Source organism: Pseudarthrobacter sp. DSP2-3-2b1 (assembly GCF_049895945.1).
In the GTDB taxonomy this organism is placed as follows: Bacteria; Actinomycetota; Actinomycetes; order Actinomycetales; family Micrococcaceae; genus Arthrobacter.
The window spans coordinates 46,208-71,705 of sequence record NZ_JAFCTI010000006.1 but is presented as its reverse complement, the minus strand read 5'-3'; the positions used below and the strand labels follow the sequence as shown (position 1 = coordinate 71,705).

Sequence of the window (25,498 nt, the reverse complement as noted above, 5' to 3'; positions counted from 1 at the left end):
GTCACATAGGCCGCGCCGCCGGATCTGCAGCTCTCAGACACAACAGAGCCCGACGGCGGGACTCGCCGTCGGGCTCTGCTGACAGTTTGGGCTGTGGCTGGGTGGGCTGTGGCTCGGACAGCCGGTGGTTAGCGGGTGCTGCCGGACAGGAGGCCGCGGCTGCGCAGGAGGCGCTTCTCGATCGGCGCGAACACCAGGAGCTCGATCAAGATGCCCACGGCCAGGATCAGCAGGATCGCGGCCATCACCACGGTCATGTCGGACAGGACTCGGCCCTGGTCCAGCAGCGAGCCCAGGCCGAAGCCGATGGTGCCGCCCACGGCGATGATTTCGGCAGCCATCAGGGAGCGCCACGAGAACGCCCAGCCCTGCTTCAGCCCGCCGAGGTAGCCGGGCAGCGCGGCGGGCAGGACAATCTGCAGCGCCATTTGAAGCCGGTTCGCGCCCAGGACGGTGCCCACGCGGCGGTACTGCGGCGGGATCTGGTCCACACCGGAAATCAGTCCGTTGATGATGGACGGGATGGCGCCCATGAACACCACGAAGTAAACGGTGGCATCGGTGAGGCCGAACCAGATGATGGCGGCCGGCACCCAGGCCACCGACGGCAGGACCTGCAGCCCGGAAATCAGCGGCCCGAACGCCCGGCGCAGCGGTGCCACCTGAGCCAGCAGCAGCCCCACCGGGGTAGCAATCGCCACGGAGATCAGGAAGCCCACGATGCCGCGCTGGAGCGAGGTCCACACAGCTTCCTGCAGCTTGCCCTCGCCCCACAGGACCCCGATCTGACCCAGGACGTCCAGCGGACCGGGCACCAGGTCGCGGCGCTTCACCCCGAGCGAGACGTAGAACTGCCAGATCAGGAGCAGGACCACCAAGGCTGCGATCGGCAAGAGGATGCGGCTCCAGTCGATCCGGTGCTTCCGGGCAGCATCGGACTGCAGCGAATCCAGGCCGGACTCCAGCTCACGCAGATCCTCGTTCCCGGTGGAGGACCGGGTGAGAGCGGCGTGGACCTTGTGGGTTTCGGGCTCCGTCGCCAGCTTTTCTTCGGTCAAAGGGATGGGGTTATTTGGCATGGCGGCGGATCTCCTCGCGCAGCCGGGCGGTGATGACCCCGGTCAGCTGGCCGGCCAGGCCGGCGTCGGTTCGGTGTTCCTCGGAGACGGCCCATTCCTGGACCACCCGGCCGGGGCGGGATGAGAGCAGCAGCACGCGCTGGCCCAGCCGCACAGCCTCGCGGACGTTGTGCGTGACAAAAACGATGGTGCGCCCGGTTTCCTTCCAGATGCGTTCCAGCTCATCGTGGAGGAGGTCGCGGGTGATGGCATCGAGCGCGGCGAACGGCTCGTCCATCAGCAGCAGCTGCCGGTCCTGCGCGAGCGAGCGGGCCAGTGCCACGCGCTGGCGCATGCCGCCGGAGAGCTCGTGGGGGCGCTTGTCCCCGGCCTCGCCGAGGTGCACCAGCTCAAGGAGTTCATCTGCCTTCACACGGCGCTGGGACTTGCCGACGCCGCGCAGCTTCAGTGCCAGTTCGATGTTCTCCCGCGCCGTGAGCCACGGGAACAGCGCGGCGTCCTGGAACATAAAAGCGGCACCGTCGCTGGGCACTTCGAGAGCGCCCGACGTCGGGACTTCCAGTCCCGCCATGATGTTCAGCAGGGTGGATTTGCCGCAGCCGGAGGCACCGAGGAGGGCGACGAACTCGCCCGCGCCGATGGTGGCGTTGACGTCGTCCAGCACCGGGGCGCCGTCGCCGAAGCGCTTGCCCAGGTTTTCCAGTACGACTGGCATGGTCCCGTCCTTAAGTTGGTGGATTGCTTGTAATGCGGTGGTGCTTATAACGCGGGGTCAGTCCTGGCCGAGGCCGGCGGCTGAGACGGGCTGTCCGGTCTTTCCGGCGGCGATGACGTCGTTCAGAGCGCGGAGGTCGAACAGGCCGGTGATGTCGGCCTGCTTGGTGGTGCCGGCCTCCACTCCGTCTTTGAGCAGCCTGGGGTAGGTCCCGGCGAGCGGGTCCACGGTGAACACAATGTTCTGCAGGGACCGGTCCAGGACGTCGGTGGGCAGCGCGGCACCGGCGGCTTCCTGCAGCGCGGCATTGACCACGGCCGATTTTTCGGCCCCGGGAGTCTCATTGAGCCAGGCCACGGATTCGGCATGGCCCTTGAGCAGCGCCTTCACGGTCTCCGGGTGGGCGGCGGCAAAGTCCTTGTTGACGATCAGGATGGTGGTGGGAAACTCGCCCGGCTTGCCGGACGCGGAGCCGTCCCACAGGTCCTTTTCGTCCACCAGCACCTTGGCACCGGCCTCAAGCACCAAACGGGACGCCCACGGCTCGGGCAACCACGCGCCGTCGAGCTTTCCATCCTGGAAAAGCTTCAGCGTCTGGGCGTTCTCGGTGGGGTTGATGGCCACATCGCCGCTGCCGTCCACGTTGGTTTTATAGCCCTGGTCGGATAGCCAGGCGCGCAGCGCCACGTCCTGCGTGCCGCCCAGTTGCGGGGAGGCCAGGGTTTTTCCGCGGAGATCGGCGGCGGAGTTGATGTCCGGCTTCACCACTAACTGGGCGCCACCAGCGGCAGCACCCGCAATAACGTTTACCGACTCCCCGCCGCTCTTAACGAACGAATTGATGGCCGGGTTGGGGCCGATGTAGGTGGCGTCGATGGCCCCGGCGTTCAGCGCCTCGATGGCAGCGGGACCGGCGTTGAAGGTCTCGGTGCTGAGTTTCGTGGTGCCGAGGTTGCGGGCCAGGATTCCTTGCTTCAGGCCCACCAGCGCGGGGGCGTGGGTCAGGTTTCCGAAGTAGCCCAGCTTCAGCTCGTCAGCGGCCGTTGGGGCGGGCGCGGCCTGGGCGTCTGTGTTACGCGAAATGCTGGATGCCACCACGGCGCCGAAAGCGATCAGAAGGACCAGTCCGATCGCCAGGAAGGCCTCGATGGCACGCTTGCGCTGGGGTGCTGCGCTTTCGCCTGCCACGATGCGGATCATCCCGGGCTTGGAACTAGTCATTGTTTCACCATAGGGAGTGTCATAAACCCGTTCAATGACGCGGAAACGGGGGGTCACGCGGGTTCATCTAGCGTCACATTGAGTGGCTACGGGACGGCTTCGGGCTGTTTCAGTCGCCCTTAACGTTGACGAGCTGCCGCAGCTTGTGCCGTACCTTCACGAGGTCCTGCGCGTCCCGCATCACCACGTCGATGGGCTTGTACGCGGCGGGGATTTCATCGATGAACGCCTCGCTGGCCCGGAACTCGATCCCCTGCATGGCCTGCTTCAGCTCCGGCAGCGAGAAGGTTTTGCGGGCCGCGTTGCGGGAGTATTCGCGGCCGGCGCCGTGCGGGGAGGAGTTCAGCGAGACCGGGTTCCCCAGTCCTTCAACAACGTACGACGCCGTCCCCATGGACCCCGGAATAAGTCCCGGATCGCCCCGCTCGGCTTTGATGGCACCCTTCCGCGACACCCACACCGATTTTCCGTAGTGCGTCTCGAGCTGAGTGAAGTTGTGGTGGCAGTTAATGCGCTCCCGCTCCGTGACCGGCCCGCCCACCCAGTTGCGGAACTGCGTAACAACCCGGTCCATCATTTCCTCGCGGTTCAGCAGGGCAAAGTGCTGGGCCCAGCGGAGCTCCTCGATATACCGCCGGAACTCGGGGGTGCCCTCCTCCAGGTACGCGAGGTCCGGATCGGGAACGTGGGTGCCGCGTTTGTGGGTGACCTGCCGGGCGACACCGATGTGGTGTTGGGCGATCTTGTTGCCGACGCCGCGTGAGCCGGAATGCAGGAACAGCCAGACGTGGTCGTTCTCATCCGCGGAGACCTCGATGAAGTGGTTCCCCGATCCCAGCGAGCCCAGCTGGAGGTCCCATTTCTCCACGTACTGGCCCGGGTTGAAGCCTGCTTTGACAGCCAGCTTTCTCAGTTCGGCGATGCGGGGTGCGGCGGTGGCTTGGACTGTCCGGTTGTTATGTCCGGCAGACAGCGGGATGGCCTGCTCGATGGCCTCACGCAGGGGTTTCCTGTTTTTTGGCAGGTCCTTCACCAGATACTGGGTCCGCACGGCGATCATTCCGCAGCCGATGTCCACCCCCACCGCGGCCGGAATGATGGCGCGCAGGGTGGGAATGACCGAGCCCACGGTGGCGCCCTTGCCCAAGTGCGCGTCCGGCATCAGGGCCAGGTGCGGGTAGATGATGGGCAGCGTGGCCGTGGCGAGGGCCTGTTCGCGGGTCTTTTCGTCCAGGATCGAGGCCCAGTTGATGAGCCTGCTGTTGATGGTTTCCACCGCGCCGCCTCCCTCCCTTTGCCCTCCTCCATCAAGGATACGAAACGGCAAAACCGCGGCCTGTTCGCGGAACCGGACCGTGAAGGTCAGGATCTGCGAACAAGCCGCGGTCTCGATGGAAACTCGGGTAAAACTCAGATCGAGTAGCGCTCGTCCTCGTGGTCGCCCGGGTGGTCCTTGACCAGGCCCGCGGCCAGCGTGTTGCCGTCCAGCGGGTCGATCACAAGGAACGCGCCCGTGCGGCGGTGGTGCGTGTAGTTCTCCAGCGGCAGCGGTGCGGCGAGCCGGAGCTGCGCGTGGCCGATGTCGTTGAGCTCCAGGCTTGAGGTGGCTTCGAGCTTGAAGGAGGCCAGGTCGAGCTTGCCGCTGACGTTGCGGACCAGCGCCTGGACGGTGCGGGTGCCGTGCTTGACCAGCACCTTGGCACCCTCGCGCAGCGGCTTGGGCGACAGCCAGCACAGGGCGGCGTACAGGTCGGCGGTTGATTCGCGGACGGTCCCGGCGGCGGCGATGGTGTCACCGCGGGCGACGTCGAATTCCTCAGCCAGGCGGATCGCCACGGACTGCGGGGCGAACGCTTCCTGCAGGGATTCACCGGCGAAGTCGATGCCCACCACGGTGGTGGTGCGGGCGGCCTGGCCCGGCGTCAGCACGGAAACCTTGTCCCCCACCTTCACGGAACCTTCGGTGATCTGGCCGGCGTAGGCGCGGTAGTCGCGGTAGGCCTCAACGTCCAGGCCGCCGGCAACGGCGTCCGGGGCCAGCGCACCCTGCGGCCGGATGACCAGCTGCACGGGGAACCGGAAACTCTCCAGCTGCGTGTCGATCTCGTCGGCGGCGGGCAGGGTCTCGAGGACCTCCAGCAGGGCCGGGCCGTCGTACCAGGGGGTGCGCTCCGAACGGTCCACCACGTTGTCGCCGTCGAGGGCGGACACCGGGATGACCAGCAGGTCGTCGATATGGTCGGCGGTCCCCAGCTCGGCGGAACCGATGCCCAGCTCGCGGGCCACCCGCTGCACGTCGGCCTGGATTTCGCGGAACACTGACTCGCTGAAGTCCACGAGGTCGATCTTATTCACGGCCACAATCACGTGGGCCACGCGCAGCAGCTGCAGCACGGACAGGTGCCTGCGGGTCTGCTCCAGGACACCCTTGCGGGCGTCAATGAGTACGACGACGGCATCCGCCGTGGACGCGCCGGTCACCGTGTTCTTGGTGTACTGAACGTGTCCGGGGCAGTCTGCCAGGATGAAGCTGCGCTGGTCCGTGGCGAAGTAGCGGTAGGCGACGTCGATGGTGATGCCCTGCTCACGCTCGGCGCGCAGGCCGTCGGTCAGGAGGGCGAGGTCGATCCCGCCCTTCTCGCCGCCGAAGCCGCGGTCCGAGGAGGTACGGGCCACGGCATCGAGCGTGTCAGCAAGGATCGCCTTGGAATCGTGAAGGAGGCGGCCCACCAAAGTGGACTTCCCGTCGTCGACCGATCCGGCGGTGGCAAAGCGGAACAGCGTGGTGGGCAGGGCTGTTTCCAGCCCGGCCAGCGGCAAAGTTTCGGTGCTCATTTAGAAGTAACCATCCTTCTTGCGGTCTTCCATGGCTGCCTCGGAGATGCGGTCATCTGCACGGGTGGCACCACGTTCGGTGATGGTGGAGGCGGCAACTTCAATCACGACGTCGCTCACGGTGGCTGCGTCCGATTCAACGGCGCCTGTGCAGGACATGTCGCCCACGGTGCGGTAGCGGACCGTCTTGGTGATGACTTCCTCGTGGGGCAGCGGCTGGGAAACCTCGCCGACTGCGCGCCACATGCCGTCGCGTGCAAACACTTCGCGGTCATGGGCGTAGTACAGGCCCGGCAGTTCGATGTTCTCGCGTTCGATATAGCGCCAGATGTCCAGCTCGGTCCAGTTGCTGATGGGGAACGCGCGGACGTGCTGGCCCACGGTGTGGCGGCCGTTGTACAGGTTCCACAGTTCGGGGCGCTGGTTGCGCGGGTCCCACTGGCCGAACTCGTCGCGGAGGCTCAGGATGCGCTCCTTGGCGCGGGCCTTGTCCTCGTCACGGCGGCCGCCGCCGAACACGGCGTCGAACTTGTTCTGCACGATGGCGTCCAGCAGCGGGACGGTCTGCAGCGGGTTGCGGGTGCCGTCGGCACGCTCGGCCAGCTCGCCGCGGTCGATGAACTCCTGGACGGAGCCGACCACGAGCTTCAGTCCCAGCCTTTCGACCGTGCGGTCGCGGAAGTCGATGACCTCGGGGAAGTTGTGGCCCGTGTCGACGTGCAGGACGGGGAACGGGACCTTGCCCGGCCAGAAGGCCTTGGTGGCCAGGTGCAGCATCACCACGGAGTCCTTGCCGCCGGAGAACAGCAGCGCGGGCTTCTCGAACTCGGCAACCACCTCGCGGATGATGTGGATCGCTTCGGACTCGAGGGCGTCCAGGCTGGAAAGGCGCGTGGAAACGGCAGCTTCAGTCACCTGGCTGGACTCCTCAGTTAGGAAAGTGCTCATACGTGTAGTCCGCATTCTGTCTTGTCGGTGCCTGCCCAGCGGCCGGCGCGGGGGTCATCGCCCGGCGCCACCTTCCGCGTGCAGGGCTGGCAGCCGATCGAGGGGTAACCCTGGGAAAGCAGCGGGTTGACGGGCAGGAGGTTGTCATCGGAGTACTGGACCAGCTGGTCGAACGTCCACGCGGCCACCGGGTTGACCTTGACCAGGCCGTTGACCTCGTCCCAGGTCACCAGCGGTGTGTTGGTCCGGGTGGGGGCCTCGTCGCGGCGGACACCGGTGAACCAGAGTTCGTAGCCGGCCAGGGTGCGGCGCAGCGGGGCTACCTTGCGGAGGGCGCAGCACTGGGCGGCGTCGCGGGCAAAGAGGTCCTTGCCCAGGAGCCGGTCCTGCTGCTCCACGGTGTTCTCCGGGAGCACGTCCACCACGTTGACGCGGAGGTTCGCGGCCACCTCGTCACGCGTGGCGTAGGTTTCCGGGAAGTGGTAGCCGGTCTCCAGGAACAGGACGTCGACGCCGGGCAGCTGGTCAGCGACCAACGCGGGCAGGACGGCGTCGGCCATGGAGCACGCGACGGCGACCGCGGGCAGCTCGAAGTTGCGCTCCACCCACGCGATCACATCGCGGGCCGGGGCGTCCCAACCGAGCTCGGCGGCACCGGACTCGGCGATGGCCTTCAGTTCGTCGTGCGTGCGGAGGGTGGGGGCCGCTGCTGCGACTGTTTCCTCAACCTGTTCAGAGGCGGCGGCATCGCCTGCCACTGGGTCTATCCCGAGCGCGTGCTTGCTCACTGGAGGGCCTCCTCGTCTGCTGCGTGGGCCCACTCGGCGAAGGTCTGGCCTTCGGCGCGCTGGGCAACAAAGGTGCGGACCACGCGCTCTACGTAGTCGGGCAGATCCTCAACGTAGACCTTGAGGCCGCGGACGGTGCGTCCCAGGCCTGCTTCCTCGCGCTCGTTGGATGCCAGCCCGCCGCCCAGGTGGACCTGGAAACCCGGGGTGGGGTCGCCGTCGGGCGTTGGCAGCATCATGCCCTTGAGGCCGATGTCCGCGGTCTGGATGCGGGCGCAGGAGTTGGGGCAGCCGTTGATGTGCAGGGACAGTGCGTGCGGCAGTTCGCCGGATTCGGTGAGGTCCGCGAGGCGGCGTTCCAGTTCGGCGACTGCCGTGGCTGCGGTGACCTTCGTTTCCACGATGGCGAGCTTGCAGTACTCGATGCCGGTGCAGGCGATGGTGCCGCGGCGGAACACGGACGGGCGGGCGGACAGGCCCAGGGTGTCCAGCTCGGCCACGAGGGGCTCCACCTGCTCCTTGGGAACGTCCAGGACGACCAGCTTTTGGTGCGGGGTGGTGCGCAGGCGGTAGGAGCCGCGGGCTTCGAGGGTGTCCGCGAGCTTGACCAGCTGCGCGCCGGAGAGCCGGCCGGCAAGCGGGGTGGCGCCGATGAAGAACTTGCCGTCCTTCTGCTCGTGCACGCCGATGTGGTCGCCCGGGGAGGTGGGCTTAAGCGCGGCGGGACCGTCGGCCAGCTTGTAGCCGAGGTATTCGTCCTCCAGGATCTGGCGGAACTTCTCCGGGCCCCAGTCGGCCATGAGGAACTTCAGGCGGGCCTTGGTGCGCATGCGGCGGTAACCGTAGTCGCGGAAGATGCTGGTGACGCCGAGCCACACTTCGGCAGCTTCCTCGGGGCGAACGAACGCGCCCAGGCGCTTGCCCAGCATCGGGTTCGTGGAGAGCGCGCCGCCGGCCCAGAGGTCGTAGCCGACGCCCAGCTCGGGGTGCCTGACGCCCACCAAAGCGAAGTCGTTGATCTCGTGGACCACGTCCTGGCTGGGGTGGCCGGTGATTGCGGTCTTGTATTTGCGCGGCAGGTTGGAGAGCAGCGGGTTGCCGATGAAGCGTTCGCCCAGCTCGGCAATCAGCGGCGTGGGATCGATGATCTCGTCCTTGGCGATGCCGGCAACCGGGGAGCCCAGAATGACGCGCGGGACGTCGCCGCAGGCCTCGGTGGTGGACAGGCCAACACCTTCCAGGCGGGTCCAGATCTCGGGGATGTCCTCCACGCGGATCCAGTGCAGCTGGATGTTCTGGCGGTCGGTGAGGTCGGCCGAATCCCGGGCAAAATCAACCGAGATCTGCCCGATGACGCGCAGCTGCTCGGTGGTGAGCGCGCCGCCGTCGATCCTTACCCGGAGCATGAAGTACTTGTCCTCAAGCTCGTGCGGCTCAAGCGTTGCGGTCTTGCCGCCGTCGATCCCGGGCTTGCGCTGGGTGTACAGGCCCCACCAGCGGAAGCGGCCGTGGAGGTCCTGGCCGGGGATGGAGTCGAAGCCCTCTTTGGAGTAGATGGACTCGATACGCTCGCGGACGTTCAGGCCGTCGTCTTCCTGTTTCCAGGTTTCGTTGGCGTTCAGCGGGGTTTTGCCGTCTACTTTCCACTGCCCGTGCGGTTTTGCGGCGGGGCGGTTGGTGCGCGCGGGGCGCTTGGCGGCTGCGGAGTCCGCGGACGCTCCGGCTAGAGCTGTATCAGTCATGCATCGACTGTAGGGGCCCGTCGAAGGGCGTCACAAAGGCCCGGAAACGTTGAGTCACCTAGGGAAACATTTCGTCACGAAACGCCGAACAGCCTTGAAGATGCCCCTCCGCTGTGCTTCCCAGGGGCCCGCCTCCGCAACGCCGGAGGGCCCTTTGCTAGTGGCCGCTGGCGACGGCGTCGTCGTACCTGTCCATCGCGATTTCGGCGAGCACGGGCGAGGGCAGCAATGGCTCGGTGACGAGATCGGCACCCGCTTTTGCCAGTTGGTCGTGGAAGAAGCCCGGTGCCAGGAGATAGGACGCGATGACCACGCGGCCACCCAGGTCCACGGCCCCCGCGGACTCCCCCGCCCCGGCACCCCCGGCGGCTTCCTCGCGGAGCATGGCAACGGCGTCGGGCACTGACGGCTTCGCCGAGGCGCCATAGGCGGCCACGATCCGGTTGCTCCGCAGCTCCCGGAGCTGGCCCAGGAGCTCCTCCACGCTGATGGCGGCGTTGGGGTTGGACGAGCCCGCGGCGGCAAGGACAATCAGGTCGCGGTCGGTGACGCCGGCCTCGCGGAGCCGCTGGTCCAGCAGCGCGGCGAGCCTCGGATCGGGGCCCAGCGGCGCCGCGGCCAGGCTGCCCGGCCGGCTCTTCACGGCCCGCGCGATGTCCACTTTGACGTGGTACCCCACGCTCAGAAGCAAGGGCACGACGACGGCTTCCGCACCTTCGGGCAGGCCCGCCACCACGTCCACGAGGTCAGGCTGCTGGACGTCCACATACGCTTCCCGAACGTCAAGGCCGGGGCGCAGGGCTGCGATGCCGGCCCGCAGGGCGTTGACCTCGGCGGCACCCTGGGCGCTGGACGTCCCGTGGGCACAGGCGATCATGATCGGGTTATTCATAGGGGCTAGCGTAACGTTGGAGCCGCCCTGTCCGCCCAACTTTCACCTAGCCGGGACGCCGATGACCTTCGCCTTTGACAACGCTCCCGTCTGGCTGGACCTGCTGGGCGTCTTCTTCTTCGCGGTGTCCGGCTCGCTCCTGGCAGCGCGGAAGAATATCGACATTGTGGGCTCGCTGCTCCTTGCCTCCCTGGTGGGCCTGGGCGGAGGAGTGATCCGCGATCTCATCCTCAACAGCGGCCCACCCGCCGCCTTCACCAACCCCGCCTACCTGTTCCCGCCGCTGCTGGCCACGGTCCTGGTTTACTTCCTGTATTCCAGTGTCCAGCGGGTCACGTCGCTGTTGACCCTGTTCGACGCCGGCGGGCTGGCCCTGTTCTGCATGACCGGCACCGTTAAAGCCCTGGCTGTGGGCATGCATCCCGTGGCCGCGGTACTGCTGGGCGTAATGACGGCGGTGGGCGGCGGCCTGCTGCGTGACGTCACAGCCAACGAAGTGCCGGAACTCTTCAACCCCAAGGACATCTACGCGCTGCCCGCATTCCTGGGTGCTGCGCTGACGGCCATCCTGTGGGTAACCGGCGCGTTCAACGTTTTCACCGCGGCTGCGATTGCCGCCGTCGTCTTCACCTTCCGGGTCCTGGCCTGGCGCCGGCACTGGCAGGCGCCGCTTGCCGTGCACGGCTGGCACCGGCGGAGTGAACCCCGGGACTCCTAGAGCGGGTCCGGCTGCGGGTCTGAGAGCGGGTCCGGCAGCGGGTCTGGCTGCGGCTCCGGCTGCGGTGCTTAGGGTGTGCTCCCGGCGGTTCTTCGGGCGGCTTTTAGGGGCCCTGCAGTTAGCTAGGATTAGAGCCATGACTGACATGTTCCTCGAGAAATTCCGCGCGCTCGTTCCGAAGTATCTCGAAGATGAATGGCAGGAAGAGGACGGCCTCACCACCGAAGAGCTGGATACCGCCCTCGCCGAACACCAGTTCCAGGTTCCGCTGGTGCTGAAGGAGTTCTACCAGGCCGTCGGCGGCTGCGAGGACCTCATGGAGGCCTACCACTACTTCTGGGATCCGGAAGAGCTGGAAGTTGACGACGAAGGCTTCCTGATGTTCCTTGAGGACGAGGAAGAACAGTTCACCTGGGGCATCCGCGTGGGCGATCTCAGCGTCCCGGACCCCATCGTCTACCGCCGCAACAACGCCCGCGGCCAGTGGAAATCCGAGGAAGGCACCTTCTCCGAGTTCGTCTTCGACATGTTCGAGTGGGCCTTCAACGACGAAGAGGACTGACCTCCTCCCCGCCAAAACGGGGCACATTGGCGCGGACACGCCGCTCCGTGAGCCTGGTTCCGCGTTTACGTCAGCCAAAGTGCCCCACGACGGCGGGACTTACCTCCCGCTGAAAGCTCCCTGCCGGCACAAGTCGATTACCTCCATCACCTGGGCCACCATCCGCTCAGGGTGATAGACGACGTCGTCGTAGCCAAATCTGAGGCCGAGGTGCCCGCCCATCAAGGTGGCATTGTTGCGTTTCCGGTCCTTTTTCACTTGGTGTGGTTCCAAGTGGGTGTCTCCGTCAGTCTCCACCACCAGGCAGTCCTCAATAAGGAAATCCACCTCTCCCACTCCTGGGATCTCCACATGCCGCCGCACCTGTAGACCAGCACTGCGGAAGTGGTAGTTGGCCAGCACCTCCAGCAGGGAGTCCGCCCGCGGGATCACATTGCCGAGGAGGGCCCTGGCGCGGGCGTTTCGGTTCCCGGGGAGCTTGCGCCGCAGGAACTCCAGGGTGATATCGCCACGTTGGGCTGCACACTGGAGCATGACAAGCGACTCCACCGTGGGCAGGCACCGCAGGGAATGAATCAGGACGTCTGCCAAACCTGCCACCGGCAACCATGGGTGGGTGGGATGAGGGCACCGGCCATGAACCAGGGTCCCCCGTGGAGCCGTCTTATGTCCCGGACTCAAATGCACGGAAGACGCTTCGTGGAGAGTCCATAGCCGGTAGATCGGGGCGGCCGACAGGCACGTGACCAGGGCGTTGTGCTGCAGCGCCAGGCCGAGCACGCCTGCTTCACGGGGCGTGCTGTAGACACCTCGCCGAATCCTGACAATGCGCCCGGCGGCCAGCGCCTTCTCGAGGTGGGTCCGGGAGAATCCTGCCCCACGGAGGGTCGAGGCCCGGGCTACGCCGGCCCTTGCGCCCAAGAATGTCTCAATATCCATGGCTCCACGGTGGCTCCGCACCACGGCGAATGGCAGATCGACCATGCGCCATGTGGAAAAGCCAGCCGCCGCGGGGCACTTCGACACGGACACGCCGCCTTTAGACCGAGGATTAGGTCCCACCGGCCGCAAAGTGCCCCGCGAAGGCCGCAAAAAAGTCTGTGACACGGTCAATAACAAGGGGCTTGCGCTTTATGACAAAGCTGTCATAGACTATTCACGGATCCGCTAAACGCCTCCGGCGGATCTGATGCGAACGGAGAAATAGCCCCGGTTCGACGCAACGTAGGACTCGTACGTTGCAGAGAACCGGGGCTATTCCGTTTTAAACACCATCGATTGCCCCGAAAAGGCCGTTTTGATGGCTCAAAAGGGCGGTTACGGAGCAATCGATGAAGAAAGTGGATCAGCTGGCGCGGTCCACCACAGCCAGCGCGAAGTTGGACAGCGAATCCTTCACAACACCCTCGGGCAGCGGGGCCAGGGCGGCAATGGCTTCATCGGCCCAGCCGCGGGCTACGACCCAGGACTCGGCCGTCACGGGGTGCTCGCGCAGCCCGGCCACCGCGGAGGCCAGCGCCTCGTCCGAGGTCAGGTCCCCGTCGATGAGCTTCAAGAGTTCGACGGCGGACTGGTCGCCGGCCGCGGCGTCGCGCCGGAGGAACAGCACCGGCAGCGTCGGGACGCCTTCGCGAAGGTCGGTGCCCGGGGACTTGCCGGACTTGACCTTGACGCCCGTGACATCAATGACGTCGTCGGCCAGCTGGAAGGCCACGCCTACCTTCTCGCCGTACTCCACCAGCAGGTCCTCATAGGCCGGATCGGCGCCGGCGAAGATCGCGCCAAGCTGGCCGGATGCAGCCACCAGGGATCCGGTCTTGTCCGCGATGACCGAGAGGTAGTGCTCCACCGGATCCTCGTCCGGACGCGGGCCCACGGTTTCGTGCAGCTGGCCCAGGCACAGGCGTTCGAAGGTGCGGGCCTGGATGCCCAGCGCGCGCGAACCGAGCTCGGATACCAGGATGGACGCGCGGGCAAAAATGAGGTCGCCGGTGAGGACGGCAACCGAGTTACCCCAGACCTCGTGGGCCGTCGGGGCGCCGCGGCGGAACGGGGCGGAGTCCATGACGTCGTCGTGGTACAGGGTTGCGAGGTGGGTCAGTTCAACCACCACGGCAGCCTGCACAACAGCCGGCAGCGACGCGTCACCGAGGTGCGCGCACAGCAGGGTCAGGAGGGGGCGGATGCGCTTGCCGCCGGCCTCCACCAGGTGGCGCGACGTCGCGTCAGCCAGCGGATCGGAGTTGGCGATTGCCTCGCGCAGCTTCTTCTCCACCCGGGCCAGGTTGTTGGTGATGGCGGGGCCCAGCTCGGCGTCCTCCGCGATCGCCGCGAAGCCGGCGGGCAGCTGGAGGCCCGTGGCAATGGCGGTGGTGTTGAGGCTGGGTTCGGAGTCCGGCAGGCCGTGCCCGGCGTGCGTCCAGCTGTGGTCTGCGGAGTTAGTCACGGGTTAACCCTAACTTTTTGTTGTGGATACCGCTGATTCGTAGCCGGGGAGGTGTTGGATGTAGCCGGGACGAGGAATTCCAGGACCCGGATGGCGCGGTCCTCGAAGCCCTTCGCGGCAGGGTCTGTGAGGTTGGCGAGGAGCCGCACCACAAAGCGCATCAGGACTGGGATCGGCATGCCGGTGCGCAGGGCGAGCTTCATGACCGCCGGCTTTCCGATCAGCGCCGCAAAGGCCCGGCCCAGCGTGAAGTGCGAGCCCCACTGGCCCCGCACATAGTCCGCGTAGCCCGAAAGGTGGGCGTCGGCGTCGTGCGTTGAAGAGGAAGGCGAGTCAATAATGAACTCCGCAGCGAAGCGTGCGGACTCCATCGCGTAGGAGATTCCCTCGCCGTTGAACGGGGACACCATGCCGCCGGCGTCGCCCAGGAGCATCAGGCCCGGCGAGTAGTGCGGCGTGCGGTTGAAGCCCATGGGCAGCGCAGCGCCGCGGATTTCGCCCACCTGGTTCTCGGGCGCGAAGCCCCACTCGGCGGGCATCGCGGCGGTCCATTCGCGCAGGACCTGCTTGTAGTCGAGCTTGCCGAATTCCTTGGAGGAGTTCAGGATGCCCAGGCCCACGTTGGACGTGCCGTCGCCGACGCCGAACACCCAGCCGTAGCCGGGGAGCAGCTTGCCGTCGCGGCCGGGGAGCTCCAGCCAGCCTTCCATCCAGTCGTCATCGTGGCGCGGCGACGTGAAGTAGGTGCGTACCGCCACCCCCAAAGGGCGGTCGTCGCGCTTCTGGATGCCCAGCGACACGGCGGTTCGCGTCGAGTTTCCGTCTGCGGCAAGTACGACGTCGGCGCTGAACTCGCGCGTCTCCCCCGTCTTGCGTCCGGACTCGTCAAGGAGCGCTGCGCGGACTCCGGTCACGCGGCCGTCCTCGGACCGGAGGGCTTCGGTGACGCTGTGCCGCTCCAAAACCACCGCACCGGCGGCCTGGGCATGCCGTGCCAGTTCCTCGTCAAAGCCGAGCCGGGTGCGGATCAGGCCGTACTGCGGGAAGTCAGAAACCTCGGGCCAGGGCAGCTCGATGGTCCGGCCGCCGGCCAGCAGCCGCAGTCCCTTGTTACGGCGCCAGCCGTCAGACTCAGGGTGCGGCAGGCCGAGCTTCTGGATTTCGCGGACCGCCCGCGGAGTCAGGCCGTCACCGCAGACCTTTTCGCGCGGGAAGCTAGTTTTCTCCAGGACGGTCACATCAATGCCCGCCCGGGCAAGGTAATACGCGGCGGTGGACCCGGCCGGCCCGGCGCCGACAATCAGAACTTTCACGCCGTCAGCGGGTGATGTTGCGGCGAAGCTTGGCCACGGGGCCCTTGTGAGCGGCGATGGCGGAAGCGGCCCCATCCGGAGTGGATTCCAGCGGCTTGGCGGCCCGGTGGATGGCCACGATCCCGCCGGTCAGGTTGCGGTAGCTGACGCCTTCCCAGCCCGATTCCTGCAGCCACGCGGCCAGGTGGTCCTGGTCCGGCCAGGCGCGGATGGACTCGGCGAGGTAAACGTAGGCGTCCGGGTTGGAGGCGACCTTCACGGCGATGGCAGGCAGGGCGCGCATAAGGTATTCCGTATACATGGTGCGCCAGAGCGGGACCACGGGCTGGGAGAACTCGGCGATGACCAGTTTGCCGCCGGGCTTGGTGACCCGGAGCATCTCGGCCAGGGCCTTCTTGGGCTCGTTGACGTTGCGCAGGCCGAACGAGATGGTGCTGGCGTCAAAGGAGTTGTCCGCAAAGGGCAGGTTGGTGGCGTCACCGGCGACGAAGTTGATGTCCGGGCGGCGGCGCTTGCCTACTTTGAGCATCCCGAGGGAGAAATCGCAGGCGATCACATCTATGCCTGCATCGGCATATGGCTCGCTGGACGTGCCGGTGCCGGCGGCCAGGTCGAGCACGCGCTGGCCGGGCTTCGCATCCATGGCGTCCACCACAACCTTGCGCCAGCGGCGGGTCTGTCCCATGGAGAGGACATCGTTGACGACGTCGTACTTAGGGGCGACGTCGTCAAACATCGTGGCTACTTCGTCTGGACGCTTATCCAAGGATGCTCGGTTCACCATGCCATTGTCGCAAATGTTCCGCGGGGCCACGAACCAACGGCGGATCTTGGGCTGTGGGCTGAAAGCTAAGTGAACTTTGCGCAGAGTAGTGTTGTCTCATCATGACGAGCACGTTCCGCACCCTGACGGTCCCCCTGGATGGAAAAGCATCTCCGGAGGGGCTGCCCCAGTTTCTGGTCCGGGACGACGTCCTCTGCTGGACCCGCCGCGAGGCCGGCCTGGTGGGCTTCGGCGAAATCGCCCGCTTCACTGCCAGCGGCCCGGAGCGTTTCCTCGAGGCAGACATCTGGTGGCGGCACCTCGTCCTCGAAGCCGACATCACCGATTCCGTGGAGCTGCCCGGGACCGGCCCTGTGGCATTCGGCTCGTTCGCCTTTTCCAAGAAATCCCCGTTTGAATCACGGCTGATTGTGCCCGAGATCGTGGTGGGCGTGCGTGACGGCAGGTACTGGCTCACCCAGTTAACGGTCGACGACGGCGAACTCACCAGAGAGGGCGCCCTCGCCGCCCTTGACGGCTGGCTCAGCGGTGGCAGCACGAGTGAGACGCTGCAGATGCTCCCGACGCCGGCAGCTCCCTCTGCCGGGGACGGCACCTCCCCCACCGGTTCCGCAACGGCGCGCACCGCCGTCGTCGTACGTCCTGTTCCGCTGGCTGCCGGCGCAACGCTGCACACCGGTTCACTCAGCGAAAAAGATTGGATGGCCGCCGTTGCCGCCGGGGTGGAGGAGATCCGGACCGGGGCGCTGGAGAAGCTGGTGCTGGCGCGGGACATCGTTGCTACCCTCCCGGCCGGCGTGAGCACGGCGAAGGTACTGCGCGAACTGGCCCAGCGGTACCGCGAATGCTGGACGTACGGGGTGGACGGACTGGTGGGCGCGACACCCGAGATGCTGATCCAGGTGGAGGGCCGCACCGCCCAGGCCCGTGTCCTGGCCGGAACACTGGACCGCCGCGATGCGCATGGCGAGGTTGGGATTCCGATGGAGTATGCCGAGCGGGTGCTGGCCGGATCAGAGAAGCAGCGGCATGAACACGAGATCGCCATCCAGTCGCTGACCTCGCAGCTGGCACCGTTTTCGGAGGCCATGAACGCCCACGACGAGCCTTTCATCCTGGAGCTGCCGAACGTGTGGCATCTGGCCTCGGACGTGAAGGCGGAGCTCGCCGAGGTGGAGGGCCACGTTCCCACCTGCCTCGCCCTGATCAACGCGCTGCATCCCACGGCCGCCGTCTGCGGGACGCCCACACTGGTGGCGGGGGCGCTGATCCGTAAGCTCGAACACCTTGACCGGGGCCCCTACGCCGGGCCGGTCGGCTGGCTGGACGCAGCAGGCAACGGTGAGTGGGGCATCGCGCTCCGCGGCGCCGTGATCGAGGATCCCCACACCGTAAGGCTCTATGCCGGCTGCGGAATTGTTGACGGTTCGCAGCCGGAGGCCGAGCTCGCTGAGACCTGGGCCAAGTTCCGGCCCATGCTGGAGGCACTGGGCATCCGGAGCTAGGGCTTGATCTGCCTGTGGTTAAGTTATCCAATAGTGAAACTATGTTTCGTGTGATGCACATCTCGCATTCAGCGATACACTATGAACCGATTTAGTACCGCACACCCCTGCAACAAAAGGTAAGAAACATGCAGCTCATGTCCCTGGCTTCGGCCAAAATGACCGCCAAGGCAGCAGCGATCCTGGCTGCCGGCGCTCTCACCCTCACTGCATGCGGCGGTGGCAGTTCCACCCCGGCAGCCTCCGAGGGCGGAATCCAGCTCATCAACGCAGGCAAGCTCACGGTCTGCTCGGACGTCCCCTACGAGCCGTTCGAATTCCAGAAGGACGGCCAGATCGTTGGCTTCGACATCGACATCGCCAACGAAGTAGCCAAGGACCTCGGCGCCGAACTCAGCGTTGTTGACAGCTCCTTCGAGGCCATCGAGACCGGAACCGCGCTCACCGGCTGCGATCTCTCCATCTCCTCGGTCTCCATCACGGACGTCCGCAAGGCTGTCATGGACTTCTCCGATCCGTACATGGATGACGACCTCACGCTGGTGGCCACCACGGAGTCCGGCATCACGGACATCAACAGCGCCAAGGGCAAGAAGGTTGGCGTCCAGCAGGCCACCACCGGCGCGAAATACGCGGCTGAAAACGGCATCGACGCCCAGCAGTTCGAGGACAGCGGCCTCCTGGTCCAGGCACTGCAGGCAGGCACCATCGACGCCGCGCTGGGCAACCAGTCGATCCTGGCCTACGCCATCAAGGACGATCCCAAGTTCGAGCGCGTGGAGGACTACGCCACGGGCGAGAAGCTGGGCATTGCCATCAAGAAGGGCAACACCGCCATGGCTGAGAAGGTCAACGGAACCCTCAAGCGCCTGACCGATGACGGCACCCTGAAGAAGTTCGAGACCACCTGGTTCGGCGAAACCGCCAAGTAACCCGCACGTCGGACTGATTTTTCACAGCCCTGAGAATTACGCCGCTGGGGCCCCTGACGAACTGCACTGCGGTCCGTCCGGGGCCTCAGCCACGCAAATGAATGTGAGCACCCCATGGCAATGACCGCACGTCAACGGGCCAGAGTGAGCCTCTATGTCCAGATCGGCATATTCGTCGTGGCCGTAGCCGCGCTGATCCTGGCCACCGACTGGAAAACCATCGGCACCAGCGTCTTCAACTTCGGCAAGATCGGCCCGATGTTCCCGGACATCTTCCTGGTGGGCCTCAAAAACACCCTGATCTACACGTTCCTCGGCTTCGTGGTGGGCCTCTCCGGCGGCCTGCTCCTGGCCCTGATGAAACTCTCCAGCTTCCCGCTGTACCGCTGGATCGCCACCGGCTACATCGAGTTCTTCCGCGGCATCCCGGCCCTGCTGGTGTTCATCGCCTTCGGTTACGGCGTGCCCCTGGCTTTCGGCGTCCAGTGGAACGTCACCGTGGTGGTCATGGTTTCGCTGGGTATGGTCGCCTCGGCATACATCGCCGAAACCCTCCGCGCCGGCCTGCAGGCTGTGCCCAAGGGCCAGCTCGAAGCTGCCCGTTCCCTCGGTATGCCGCAGTGGCGGGCCATGGTGTCCATTGTGATTCCGCAGGCGTTCAAGATTGTCCTGCCGCCGCTGACCAACGAAGTCATCCTGCTGACCAAGGACTCGTCCCTCATTTACGTGCTGGGCCTGACCGCCTCGCAGTACGAGCTCACCAAGTTCGGCCGCGACGGCATCTCCAGCCTGGGCGCAGGCCTCACGCCGCTGCTGGTCGCCGGCGCCTTCTACCTGGTGATCACCATCCCGCTGAGCCTCCTGGCCCGGAAGTTCGAAAGCCGCTCCGCGCGGACCAAGCGATAGGCAGGGAAGCCATGAACGACGTCGTAAATTCCTCCGCCGGAAACACCGGCACCATCAACGCAGCCGGAGTTTCCATCAAGGACCTCCGCAAGTCCTACGGCAGCAACGAGGTGCTCAAGGGCATCAGCCTGGACGTGGCGCCGGGCGAAGTGGTGTGCCTGATCGGCCCATCGGGTTCCGGCAAGTCCACCCTGCTGCGCTGCGTCAACCTCCTGGAGCAGCCCAACGAAGGCGTGATCCATGTGGGCGGCTTCGAGGCCACCCATCCGGATGTGGACATCGACAAGATGCGCCGCAAGGTGGGCATGGTGTTCCAGCAGTTCAACCTGTTCCCGCACCTGGACGCCAAGCGCAACTGCTCGATCGCCCAGACCAAGGTCCTGAAGCGGTCCCAGGAAGAAGCGGATCAGGTCTCCCTGCACAACCTGGAGCGGGTAGGCCTGGGGCACCTTGCCGACCGTTTTCCGGACCAGCTTTCCGGCGGCCAGCAGCAGCGTGTGGCCATTGCCCGCGCGCTGAGCATGGACCCCGAGCTGATGCTGTTCGACGAGCCAACCTCCGCCCTGGACCCTGAGACCGTGGGTGATGTCCTCTCGGTCATGCGGAACCTGGCCAAGGAAGGCATGACCATGCTGGTGGTGACCCACGAGATGGGCTTCGCCCGCGAGGTGGCCGACCGCGTGGTCTTCATGGACGGCGGCGTGGTGGTGGAGGAAGGCGTGGCCGAGCAGGTCATTTCCGCCCCCACCCAGGCACGCACCAAGGAATTCCTGCGCCGCGTCCTGGACCCGACACACATCGAGATCGAGGAGTAGGCCGCCTTTCGCCGCGCTTGCTGCCTTTCGACGCAGTGATGCCCTGACCCTGCCGGACCCTGGTAGCGTCAGGGCATTTGCGTGTCACGGAATCACTTGCGCATCGGATTCCCTACCCGGCGCTGCGGGCACAGCCACGATGTCGAAGCCGAGATCGAAGTAGCGGCCCACCCATCCCCTGGATCCAGTAATGCCAAATGAGAGCCTGTCCAGGTGCTCCGCCCGGGCCAGTACGCGGATCCGGCCGGACGAGGACTGTTCCCAGGAGGAGACGCGGACCTCCACCGGCGCCACTACGCCGTGCATCGCCACATTCCCCACGAGCACCATGCCGCCGTCGGCAGCCCTGACCTCCGTGGAGGAGAAGACAATATCCGGAAAGCGCGCGACGTCGAGCAGCCCCTTGGCTTTGACGTCGCTGTCGCGCCTGGCATTGCCAGACCTGAAGCTCGCCGCGTCCATAACTGCACCGGCGCCGCACTCCTCAAGCGATGCCCCGGATTCCAGCTGCCCGGCCGAGATGCTGAATTCCGCCCGCACAGTGCCCAGCCCGAACATGTGCCGGCTGGTGTAGGTGATGGTGGAACGTTGGGTGTCGATGCCATAAGTCCCGGCTGCAGGAACGGCTTGGACGGTTGTGGCTGGCTGGCTGGTCATGGCGCTACTCCTTGGATGGTGCCGGACCCCAATCGCCGGGCATTTTGCTGATGTATCAACAACCTTCCCGCTGGTATGCTGACATGTCAACAACTTTCTTATACCCCGGCACGAAAGGACATCCCGTTGCCAAAGACGCGCTGGCTGAGCAAGGACGAGGAGGAGGTCTGGTCCGCCTACATCCTTTTCAGCCGCCAGCTGGCTGCTGGGATGGAACGGCAGCTGGCGTGGAGCGGCGTCTCGGGGGCCGACTACCAGATGCTCGCCCCGCTCGCCGAGGCCGGACCGGCGGGAATGCGCCCCCGGGACCTCGGGCACAGCGCCGGCTGGGACCGGAGCCGGCTGGCGCATCAGCTGCGCCGGATGGAGGAGCGCGGGCTCGTCAGCCGTGAACAGGCTGCGGACGATGGCCGCGGCACGGTAGTCCACCTCACCGAAGCCGGCCGGGCTGCCCTGCGCTCGGCTTCCCCGGGTCACATCGGATGGGTGCGGGAGAACTTCCTGGACATCATGACGCCTGAGGAGCGGCGGATGTTGGTGGAACTCTCCGCCCGTGTCATGGCCAAACTCGAGCCTGAAGAACTGCCCTAACCCGCCAGGACTCCGGCGACGGCGGTAGCCGCGGCCTTGTTGATCCGCGCGTGCAACGTGCGAAGGTTGCTCCGGTCAGTGCGCACTTCGATGATGTTGCGCCCCGCCACGGGGATGGAGAGCGCCTCGGCGAGTCCCGCCGTCGTACTTACCGAGCAGTGCCCGACGCCGTACGCCGCGGCAAGTGCCGCGATGTCCACGGTGTGCGGGGTTCCAAAGAGCCGTTCGACGGCGTCCGCGTAGCGCCCGGATTCACGCACCGCCCCGTGCTCCAGCAAATCAAAGATGGCCCCGCCGGAGTCGTTGAGGACCACCATCCGGAGCTGGGGCTGGTCCTCACCGGAGCCCAGGAGCAGGCCGCCGGCGTCGTGCAGGAAAGTGACGTCGCCCAGCAGCAGCGTGGTTTCCTGTTGGCCGCCCAGGGCAATTCCGGTGGCGGTGGAGATGGTGCCGTCGATCCCGGCGAGGCCGCGGTTGGCGTAGACAGTTGCTGCAGGAGCGGCTGCGGGAAGGCCTGCGAGGTCCACGTCCCGGATCCCGTTCGAGGATCCCAGCATCAGCTGGCCGGCGGTGTGCTTCCAGACCAGTGAACCCACGGCTGGCCCGGTGGCAGCGACCTCCGCAGCGAGGACGCCGTCGAGTGCGTGCTGCGCGGCGGAACCGGCCAGCAGCCACGTGTCCAGCCAGGCGGACGGGCCGCGGCCCGCGAATTCGGCGAGATCGGCCAGGTTCTCGAGCGGCAGCTCGGTCCGCCGCCCCGGCTCGTACCAGGCCACCGGAACCGGCTGGTACAGGGCGGAAGGGACGTCGGCGCGCTCCAGGAGGGCGGACACCGGCCGGGACAATGTTGGCCGGCCGAACAGCACCACCCGCTCGACGGGCGTCGCTGAATCCGGCCCGAAGTGCTGCAGCAGCAGCCGGTAGGGCCCCACGGCGTTGGGGCCGAAGCGGGCGTTCGATGACGGTTCCGCCAGCAGCGGCAGGCCGTGCGCGCGGGCGAACGCCTCGGCGACAGGACCGGCGTCGTGCCCTGCCAGCACCACGGTGCGCCGCTCCGCCAACGTGGTGGCAGCGGGCGGGAGGTCCATGGTGAGGGGGTCGGTGCCGATGCGAAACCGCTGCCGCGCGGCCGCCGTCGGAAGCTCCTCCCCCGGAGCAGGAACCAGCGGATCCCGGAAGGAAAGGTTGAGCTGGACGGGTCCGGGCGCGAGGTCGGAGAAGGCCCCGGTGGCAGCGGACAGTGCGGTTTCCACGGCGCGGACCGGGTTGCTGCCGGCCGGGACGTCGGTTGCGAAGCGCACGTGCTCCCCGAAAAGGTCCAGCTGGATCGTGGTCTGGTTCGCCCCGGTCCCCAGCAGCTCCTCGGGCCGGTCAGCAGAAATAACCACCAGCGGAACGGCAGCGTGGTTGGCCTCCATGACGGCAGGCATGAGATTCCCGACGGCGGTGCCGGACGTCGTGAGGACGGCCGCCGGCGATCCGGTTGCGAGGGCGAGGCCTAGCGCGGTGAAGGCCGCGGACCGCTCGTCGATGCGGACCAGGAGTTCCACCCGGCCGGCAGCCTCCGCCTCAGCCAGGGCGTAGGCCATGGGGGCTGAACGCGAGCCGGGCGAGACCACCACGTACTGGATGCCGCCGTCGGTCAGGGCGTCGACGGCGAGCCTCGCCGCCGCGAGGGAGTTCAGGGAAGTCACCGGTCCAGTCTGCCACCCCCCGACCCTCTGGCAGTTCCTGCCGCTTAAACCCAAACGCTCTTTCACTTCCCGCGGGTTAAACCCAAACGCTCTTTCACTTACCGCGGGTTAAAACCAAACGCTCTCGCAGTGGCCGTCCTGGATTGGCCGGACAGTGCGAGAGCGTTGGTCAAAAACCTGCAGGAAGTGATAGAGCGTCTGCAGGGGCAGCGGCGGGTTTAGCCGCCGTGGAACACCTGGATCACGGACGGACGGGGCGCGCGTGCCTGGCCGCGTGCCGGCGTCGTGCCTTCGGCAACGTAGTCCGGGAAGAAGGAGAGCTGCTTCTCAAACGTGCCGTCCTCGCCCGGGTGCTGCACGGCCACGAACACGGTGCGCTCTTTGTCGTGGATGATGGGTCCGCAGGTCTCGCCGTCACGCGGGACCGCCAGGAACTGCTCCACTTTGCCGCGCTCGGCACCGTCAAGGGTGACCTTGAACAGACCGTCGGCCTTGCCGATGCCGGCGGGGGCGCCGTCGGTGGAGATCCAGAGGTTGCCCACCGAGTCGAAGGCGAGGTTGTCCGGGCAGGAGATGGGCGAGACCTTATCCACCGGGAAGCCGGAGAAGTAGGTGACGTCGCCCTGCGCCGGATCGCCGCAGACCATGAGCAGGTTCCAGGTGAACTTCGTGGAGGTCTGACCGCCGGTTTCCGTGATTTCCACAATGTGGCCGTCGCGGTTCTGGTTCCGCGGGTTGACCTCGGTGGCACCTTCGCTGGAGCCGACACCGCGGTTGGAGTTGTTGGTGCAGGCCACGTAGACCTTGCCCGTGTGCAGGCTGGGCTCAACGTCCTCGGCGCGGTCCATCTTGGTGGGGCCAACCTTGTCCGCGGCGAGGCGGGTGTAGACCAGGACCTCTTCGATCGACATGCCGGGCACCGCAGATGCGCCGTCAACCACCAGGGGAAGCCATTCGCCCGTGCCGTCGAACGAGCCGTCGGCCGGGACCGCGCCCGTGCCGGTGATTTCGGCGGCCGGTGAGCTGCCGGTGAACTTGGCGACATACAGGTTGCCGGCGGAGAGCAGCGTCATGTTGTGCGCGCGGTTGCCTTCAATGTACTTGTCCTTGGACACGAACTTGTACAGGTAGTCGAAGCGCTCGTCGTCGCCCGAGTAGGCAACCACGTGCCCATTTTCGGCGATGATGACGTTGGCGCCCTCGTGCTTGAAACGGCCCAGCGAGGAGTGTTTCTTGGGGGTGGAGGTGGGATCGAACGGGTCAACTTCGACGATGTAGCCGAAGCGGTTGGCCTCGTTCTCGTAACCGGCCTTGTTGGTGTTGAAGCGGTCCTCGTCCAGTTCCCACTGCCTGGCGGTGGCCTTGTTGGTGATGCCGTAGCGCTTGTCCCCCGCGGACGTGCCGTTGCCGACGAAGTAGCCCTGGAAGTTTTCCTCGCCGGAGAGGATGGTTCCCCAGGGTGTGGTACCGCCGGCGCAGTTGCCCAGGGTGCCCTTGATGAAGCGGCCCTTCGGGTCCTCGACGGTCTTGACCAGTGATGAACCCGCGGCCGGGCCGGTCAGTTCGTAAACGGTGTGGTTCAGGAAGCGGCGGTTCAGGTCCGCGCCCTTGACGTAGCTCCACGGCCGGGCAGCGTTGGGGCGCTCGAGCTCGACGACGGAGAGGCCGTGTGCAGCCTGGCCCACGGCCCGCATCTGGTCGGCAGGCATGGTGGCCGGGAACATGATGTTCTCGTTCGTGTATTCGTGGTTGGCGAACAGCACGGCACGGCGGCCCTTGGTGCCCGGGATCTCCAGGATGTCCACGTAGTCGTTGTTGTAACCGAACTGCTTCTCCTGCGCCGCGGCCGTCTGGTTGTGCAGGTCGAAGTCCGGCGTGCCGTTGAAGATCGGGTCACCCCAGCGGATCACGGGCTGCCAGGTGAAGCCCTTGGGAACCGTGACGGCGTCGACGGCGGCGTCCACCGATGCGATGGGCGTGAACTTGAGCTTCGAAACGCCGAAGCCCTCTTTCGCCGTGGGTGCCAGGCCGGGGCCGCCGGCGACTGCCGGTTCCGCGGACGTGACGGCACTGCCGAGCACGACGGCGAGCGCCCCGGCGGCGCCGAAGCCCAGGGCGGCGCGGCGGGACATGGTGGCGGATGCGATGTCGCGGAAGTAACTGTTGGAGCTGGTGTTGCAGACGTCACCGGAGCAGGCGTTGTCGCACTTCAGGGCACAGGTGACGGGGCTGCGCTTGCCCTTGGTGTGGCCAAGCATGGGGAGCAGGGAGAATTTGCGGGCTGTCGTTTCAGACAAGGGTTGCCTCCATTGTTGCGATTGGGTCCCGCTCACCCTGTCAGGCCGTCCCGACGCC

Annotated in this window: 23 protein-coding genes; 7 read left to right on the top strand and 16 right to left on the bottom strand. The window is 66.3% G+C overall.

Annotated features, from left to right (window positions below; genetic code table 11):
* Nucleotides 1–128: 128 nt before the first annotated feature.
* The 9 genes from ACP7AX_RS09275 to ACP7AX_RS09235 form a co-directional block, all read right to left on the bottom strand.
* Nucleotides 129–1,079 (bottom strand): ABC transporter permease, encoded by a 951-nt coding sequence (locus tag ACP7AX_RS09275; protein ID WP_426226223.1) that lies wholly within the window; start codon nt 1,077–1,079, stop codon nt 129–131.
* On the bottom strand, nt 1,069–1,794 hold the full coding sequence (locus ACP7AX_RS09270) for an ATP-binding cassette domain-containing protein (protein ID WP_131683660.1): 726 nt from the start codon (nt 1,792–1,794) through the stop codon (nt 1,069–1,071). Before ACP7AX_RS09270 ends, ACP7AX_RS09275 begins: the two co-directional genes overlap by 11 nt.
* 57 nt (nt 1,795–1,851) lie before the next feature.
* The gene (locus tag ACP7AX_RS09265) at nt 1,852–2,994 is read right to left on the bottom strand and encodes an ABC transporter substrate-binding protein (protein ID WP_426226334.1); all 1,143 of its coding nucleotides are present in this window, start codon (nt 2,992–2,994) and stop codon (nt 1,852–1,854) included.
* 130 nt (nt 2,995–3,124) lie between these two features.
* A complete protein-coding gene (locus ACP7AX_RS09260) occupies nt 3,125–4,291 on the bottom strand; it encodes an RtcB family protein (protein ID WP_426226222.1) in 1,167 nt (388 codons plus the stop codon).
* Between the two features lie 134 nt (nt 4,292–4,425).
* Nucleotides 4,426–5,850, bottom strand: coding sequence for a sulfate adenylyltransferase subunit 1 (locus tag ACP7AX_RS09255; RefSeq protein ID WP_426226221.1), 1,425 nt, complete (start codon nt 5,848–5,850; stop codon nt 4,426–4,428).
* Entirely contained in the window at nt 5,851–6,798 is a 948-nt protein-coding gene (cysD, locus tag ACP7AX_RS09250) for a sulfate adenylyltransferase subunit CysD (protein WP_426226220.1), read from the bottom strand.
* Nucleotides 6,795–7,586, bottom strand: coding sequence for a phosphoadenylyl-sulfate reductase (locus tag ACP7AX_RS09245; RefSeq protein ID WP_426226219.1), 792 nt, complete (start codon nt 7,584–7,586; stop codon nt 6,795–6,797). The genes cysD and ACP7AX_RS09245 overlap by 4 nt, the downstream gene beginning before the upstream one ends.
* Complete coding sequence (locus ACP7AX_RS09240; protein ID WP_426226218.1) at nt 7,583–9,328, bottom strand: nitrite/sulfite reductase; 1,746 nt, start codon at nt 9,326–9,328, stop codon at nt 7,583–7,585. The genes ACP7AX_RS09245 and ACP7AX_RS09240 overlap by 4 nt, the downstream gene beginning before the upstream one ends.
* A gap of 157 nt (nt 9,329–9,485) precedes the next feature.
* Nucleotides 9,486–10,220 (bottom strand): sirohydrochlorin chelatase, encoded by a 735-nt coding sequence (locus ACP7AX_RS09235; protein WP_426226217.1) that lies wholly within the window; start codon nt 10,218–10,220, stop codon nt 9,486–9,488.
* Between the two features lie 61 nt (nt 10,221–10,281).
* Between ACP7AX_RS09235 and ACP7AX_RS09230 the strand changes: the two genes are divergently transcribed.
* Both ACP7AX_RS09230 and ACP7AX_RS09225 read left to right on the top strand, forming a co-directional pair.
* Nucleotides 10,282–10,938: a trimeric intracellular cation channel family protein gene (locus ACP7AX_RS09230; RefSeq protein WP_426226216.1), complete on the top strand. Its 657-nt coding sequence runs from the start codon at nt 10,282–10,284 to the stop codon at nt 10,936–10,938.
* A gap of 136 nt (nt 10,939–11,074) precedes the next feature.
* The gene (locus tag ACP7AX_RS09225) at nt 11,075–11,500 is read left to right on the top strand and encodes a hypothetical protein (protein WP_426226215.1); all 426 of its coding nucleotides are present in this window, start codon (nt 11,075–11,077) and stop codon (nt 11,498–11,500) included.
* A gap of 99 nt (nt 11,501–11,599) precedes the next feature.
* On the opposite strand, the gene ACP7AX_RS09220 is transcribed toward ACP7AX_RS09225, so the two are convergent.
* From ACP7AX_RS09220 to ACP7AX_RS09205, 4 genes are all read right to left on the bottom strand, one after another.
* On the bottom strand, nt 11,600–12,439 hold the full coding sequence (locus ACP7AX_RS09220) for a type IV toxin-antitoxin system AbiEi family antitoxin domain-containing protein (protein ID WP_426226214.1): 840 nt from the start codon (nt 12,437–12,439) through the stop codon (nt 11,600–11,602).
* 406 nt (nt 12,440–12,845) lie between these two features.
* A complete protein-coding gene (locus tag ACP7AX_RS09215; RefSeq protein WP_426226213.1) occupies nt 12,846–13,946 on the bottom strand; it encodes a polyprenyl synthetase family protein in 1,101 nt (366 codons plus the stop codon).
* Nucleotides 13,943–15,259: a geranylgeranyl reductase family protein gene (locus ACP7AX_RS09210; RefSeq protein WP_131683669.1), complete on the bottom strand. Its 1,317-nt coding sequence runs from the start codon at nt 15,257–15,259 to the stop codon at nt 13,943–13,945. The genes ACP7AX_RS09215 and ACP7AX_RS09210 overlap by 4 nt, the downstream gene beginning before the upstream one ends.
* Nucleotides 15,260–15,263: 4 nt before the next feature.
* A complete protein-coding gene (locus ACP7AX_RS09205; protein WP_426226212.1) occupies nt 15,264–16,040 on the bottom strand; it encodes a demethylmenaquinone methyltransferase in 777 nt (258 codons plus the stop codon).
* A 104-nt stretch (nt 16,041–16,144) separates the two neighbouring features.
* On the opposite strand from ACP7AX_RS09205, the gene ACP7AX_RS09200 reads away from it, so the two are divergent.
* From ACP7AX_RS09200 to ACP7AX_RS09185, 4 genes are all read left to right on the top strand, one after another.
* Complete coding sequence (locus ACP7AX_RS09200; RefSeq protein ID WP_426226211.1) at nt 16,145–17,548, top strand: isochorismate synthase; 1,404 nt, start codon at nt 16,145–16,147, stop codon at nt 17,546–17,548.
* Nucleotides 17,549–17,676: 128 nt separating this feature from the next.
* Entirely contained in the window at nt 17,677–18,480 is an 804-nt protein-coding gene (locus tag ACP7AX_RS09195) for a transporter substrate-binding domain-containing protein (protein WP_131683672.1), read from the top strand.
* Nucleotides 18,481–18,594: 114 nt separating this feature from the next.
* Nucleotides 18,595–19,386 carry an ABC transporter permease subunit gene (locus tag ACP7AX_RS09190; RefSeq protein ID WP_131683673.1) on the top strand — a complete coding sequence of 264 codons (792 nt, stop codon included), beginning with the start codon at nt 18,595–18,597 and terminating at the stop codon, nt 19,384–19,386.
* Nucleotides 19,387–19,397: 11 nt separating this feature from the next.
* On the top strand, nt 19,398–20,201 hold the full coding sequence (locus ACP7AX_RS09185) for an ATP-binding cassette domain-containing protein (RefSeq protein WP_131683674.1): 804 nt from the start codon (nt 19,398–19,400) through the stop codon (nt 20,199–20,201).
* Nucleotides 20,202–20,285: 84 nt separating this feature from the next.
* Here the strand turns inward: ACP7AX_RS09185 and ACP7AX_RS09180 are convergent, their stop codons facing one another.
* Nucleotides 20,286–20,858 carry a YceI family protein gene (locus ACP7AX_RS09180; protein WP_426226210.1) on the bottom strand — a complete coding sequence of 191 codons (573 nt, stop codon included), beginning with the start codon at nt 20,856–20,858 and terminating at the stop codon, nt 20,286–20,288.
* Nucleotides 20,859–20,984: 126 nt separating this feature from the next.
* Here ACP7AX_RS09180 and ACP7AX_RS09175 point away from each other — a divergent pair, with 126 nt between their 5' ends.
* Nucleotides 20,985–21,449, top strand: a complete 465-nt coding sequence (locus ACP7AX_RS09175) for a MarR family winged helix-turn-helix transcriptional regulator (RefSeq protein WP_426226209.1) — start codon at nt 20,985–20,987, stop codon at nt 21,447–21,449.
* On the opposite strand, the gene menD is transcribed toward ACP7AX_RS09175, so the two are convergent.
* A complete protein-coding gene (gene menD, locus ACP7AX_RS09170; protein WP_426226208.1) occupies nt 21,446–23,143 on the bottom strand; it encodes a 2-succinyl-5-enolpyruvyl-6-hydroxy-3-cyclohexene-1-carboxylic-acid synthase in 1,698 nt (565 codons plus the stop codon). The two genes, ACP7AX_RS09175 and menD, sit on opposite strands and share 4 nt — an antisense overlap.
* 218 nt (nt 23,144–23,361) lie before the next feature.
* On the bottom strand, nt 23,362–25,440 hold the full coding sequence (locus ACP7AX_RS09165; protein WP_426226207.1) for a PhoX family protein: 2,079 nt from the start codon (nt 25,438–25,440) through the stop codon (nt 23,362–23,364).
* Nucleotides 25,441–25,498: the final 58 nt, after the last annotated feature.

What these genes read in the sequence shown, in the direction of transcription:
- ACP7AX_RS09275 (WP_426226223.1), bottom strand. Translation starts at nt 1,079, where the DNA reads ATGCCAAATAACCCCATCCCTTTGACCGAAGAAAAGCTGGCGACGGAG.
- ACP7AX_RS09270 (WP_131683660.1), bottom strand. Translation starts at nt 1,794, where the DNA reads ATGCCAGTCGTACTGGAAAACCTGGGCAAGCGCTTCGGCGACGGCGCC.
- ACP7AX_RS09265 (WP_426226334.1), bottom strand. Translation starts at nt 2,994, where the DNA reads ATGATCCGCATCGTGGCAGGCGAAAGCGCAGCACCCCAGCGCAAGCGT.
- ACP7AX_RS09255 (WP_426226221.1), bottom strand. Translation starts at nt 5,850, where the DNA reads ATGAGCACCGAAACTTTGCCGCTGGCCGGGCTGGAAACAGCCCTGCCC.
- cysD (WP_426226220.1), bottom strand. Translation starts at nt 6,798, where the DNA reads ATGAGCACTTTCCTAACTGAGGAGTCCAGCCAGGTGACTGAAGCTGCC.
- ACP7AX_RS09240 (WP_426226218.1), bottom strand. Translation starts at nt 9,328, where the DNA reads ATGACTGATACAGCTCTAGCCGGAGCGTCCGCGGACTCCGCAGCCGCC.
- ACP7AX_RS09235 (WP_426226217.1), bottom strand. Translation starts at nt 10,220, where the DNA reads ATGAATAACCCGATCATGATCGCCTGTGCCCACGGGACGTCCAGCGCC.
- ACP7AX_RS09230 (WP_426226216.1), top strand. Translation starts at nt 10,282, where the DNA reads ATGACCTTCGCCTTTGACAACGCTCCCGTCTGGCTGGACCTGCTGGGC.
- ACP7AX_RS09225 (WP_426226215.1), top strand. Translation starts at nt 11,075, where the DNA reads ATGACTGACATGTTCCTCGAGAAATTCCGCGCGCTCGTTCCGAAGTAT.
- ACP7AX_RS09220 (WP_426226214.1), bottom strand. Translation starts at nt 12,439, where the DNA reads ATGGATATTGAGACATTCTTGGGCGCAAGGGCCGGCGTAGCCCGGGCC.
- ACP7AX_RS09200 (WP_426226211.1), top strand. Translation starts at nt 16,145, where the DNA reads ATGACGAGCACGTTCCGCACCCTGACGGTCCCCCTGGATGGAAAAGCA.
- ACP7AX_RS09195 (WP_131683672.1), top strand. Translation starts at nt 17,677, where the DNA reads ATGCAGCTCATGTCCCTGGCTTCGGCCAAAATGACCGCCAAGGCAGCA.
- ACP7AX_RS09190 (WP_131683673.1), top strand. Translation starts at nt 18,595, where the DNA reads ATGGCAATGACCGCACGTCAACGGGCCAGAGTGAGCCTCTATGTCCAG.
- ACP7AX_RS09185 (WP_131683674.1), top strand. Translation starts at nt 19,398, where the DNA reads ATGAACGACGTCGTAAATTCCTCCGCCGGAAACACCGGCACCATCAAC.
- ACP7AX_RS09180 (WP_426226210.1), bottom strand. Translation starts at nt 20,858, where the DNA reads ATGACCAGCCAGCCAGCCACAACCGTCCAAGCCGTTCCTGCAGCCGGG.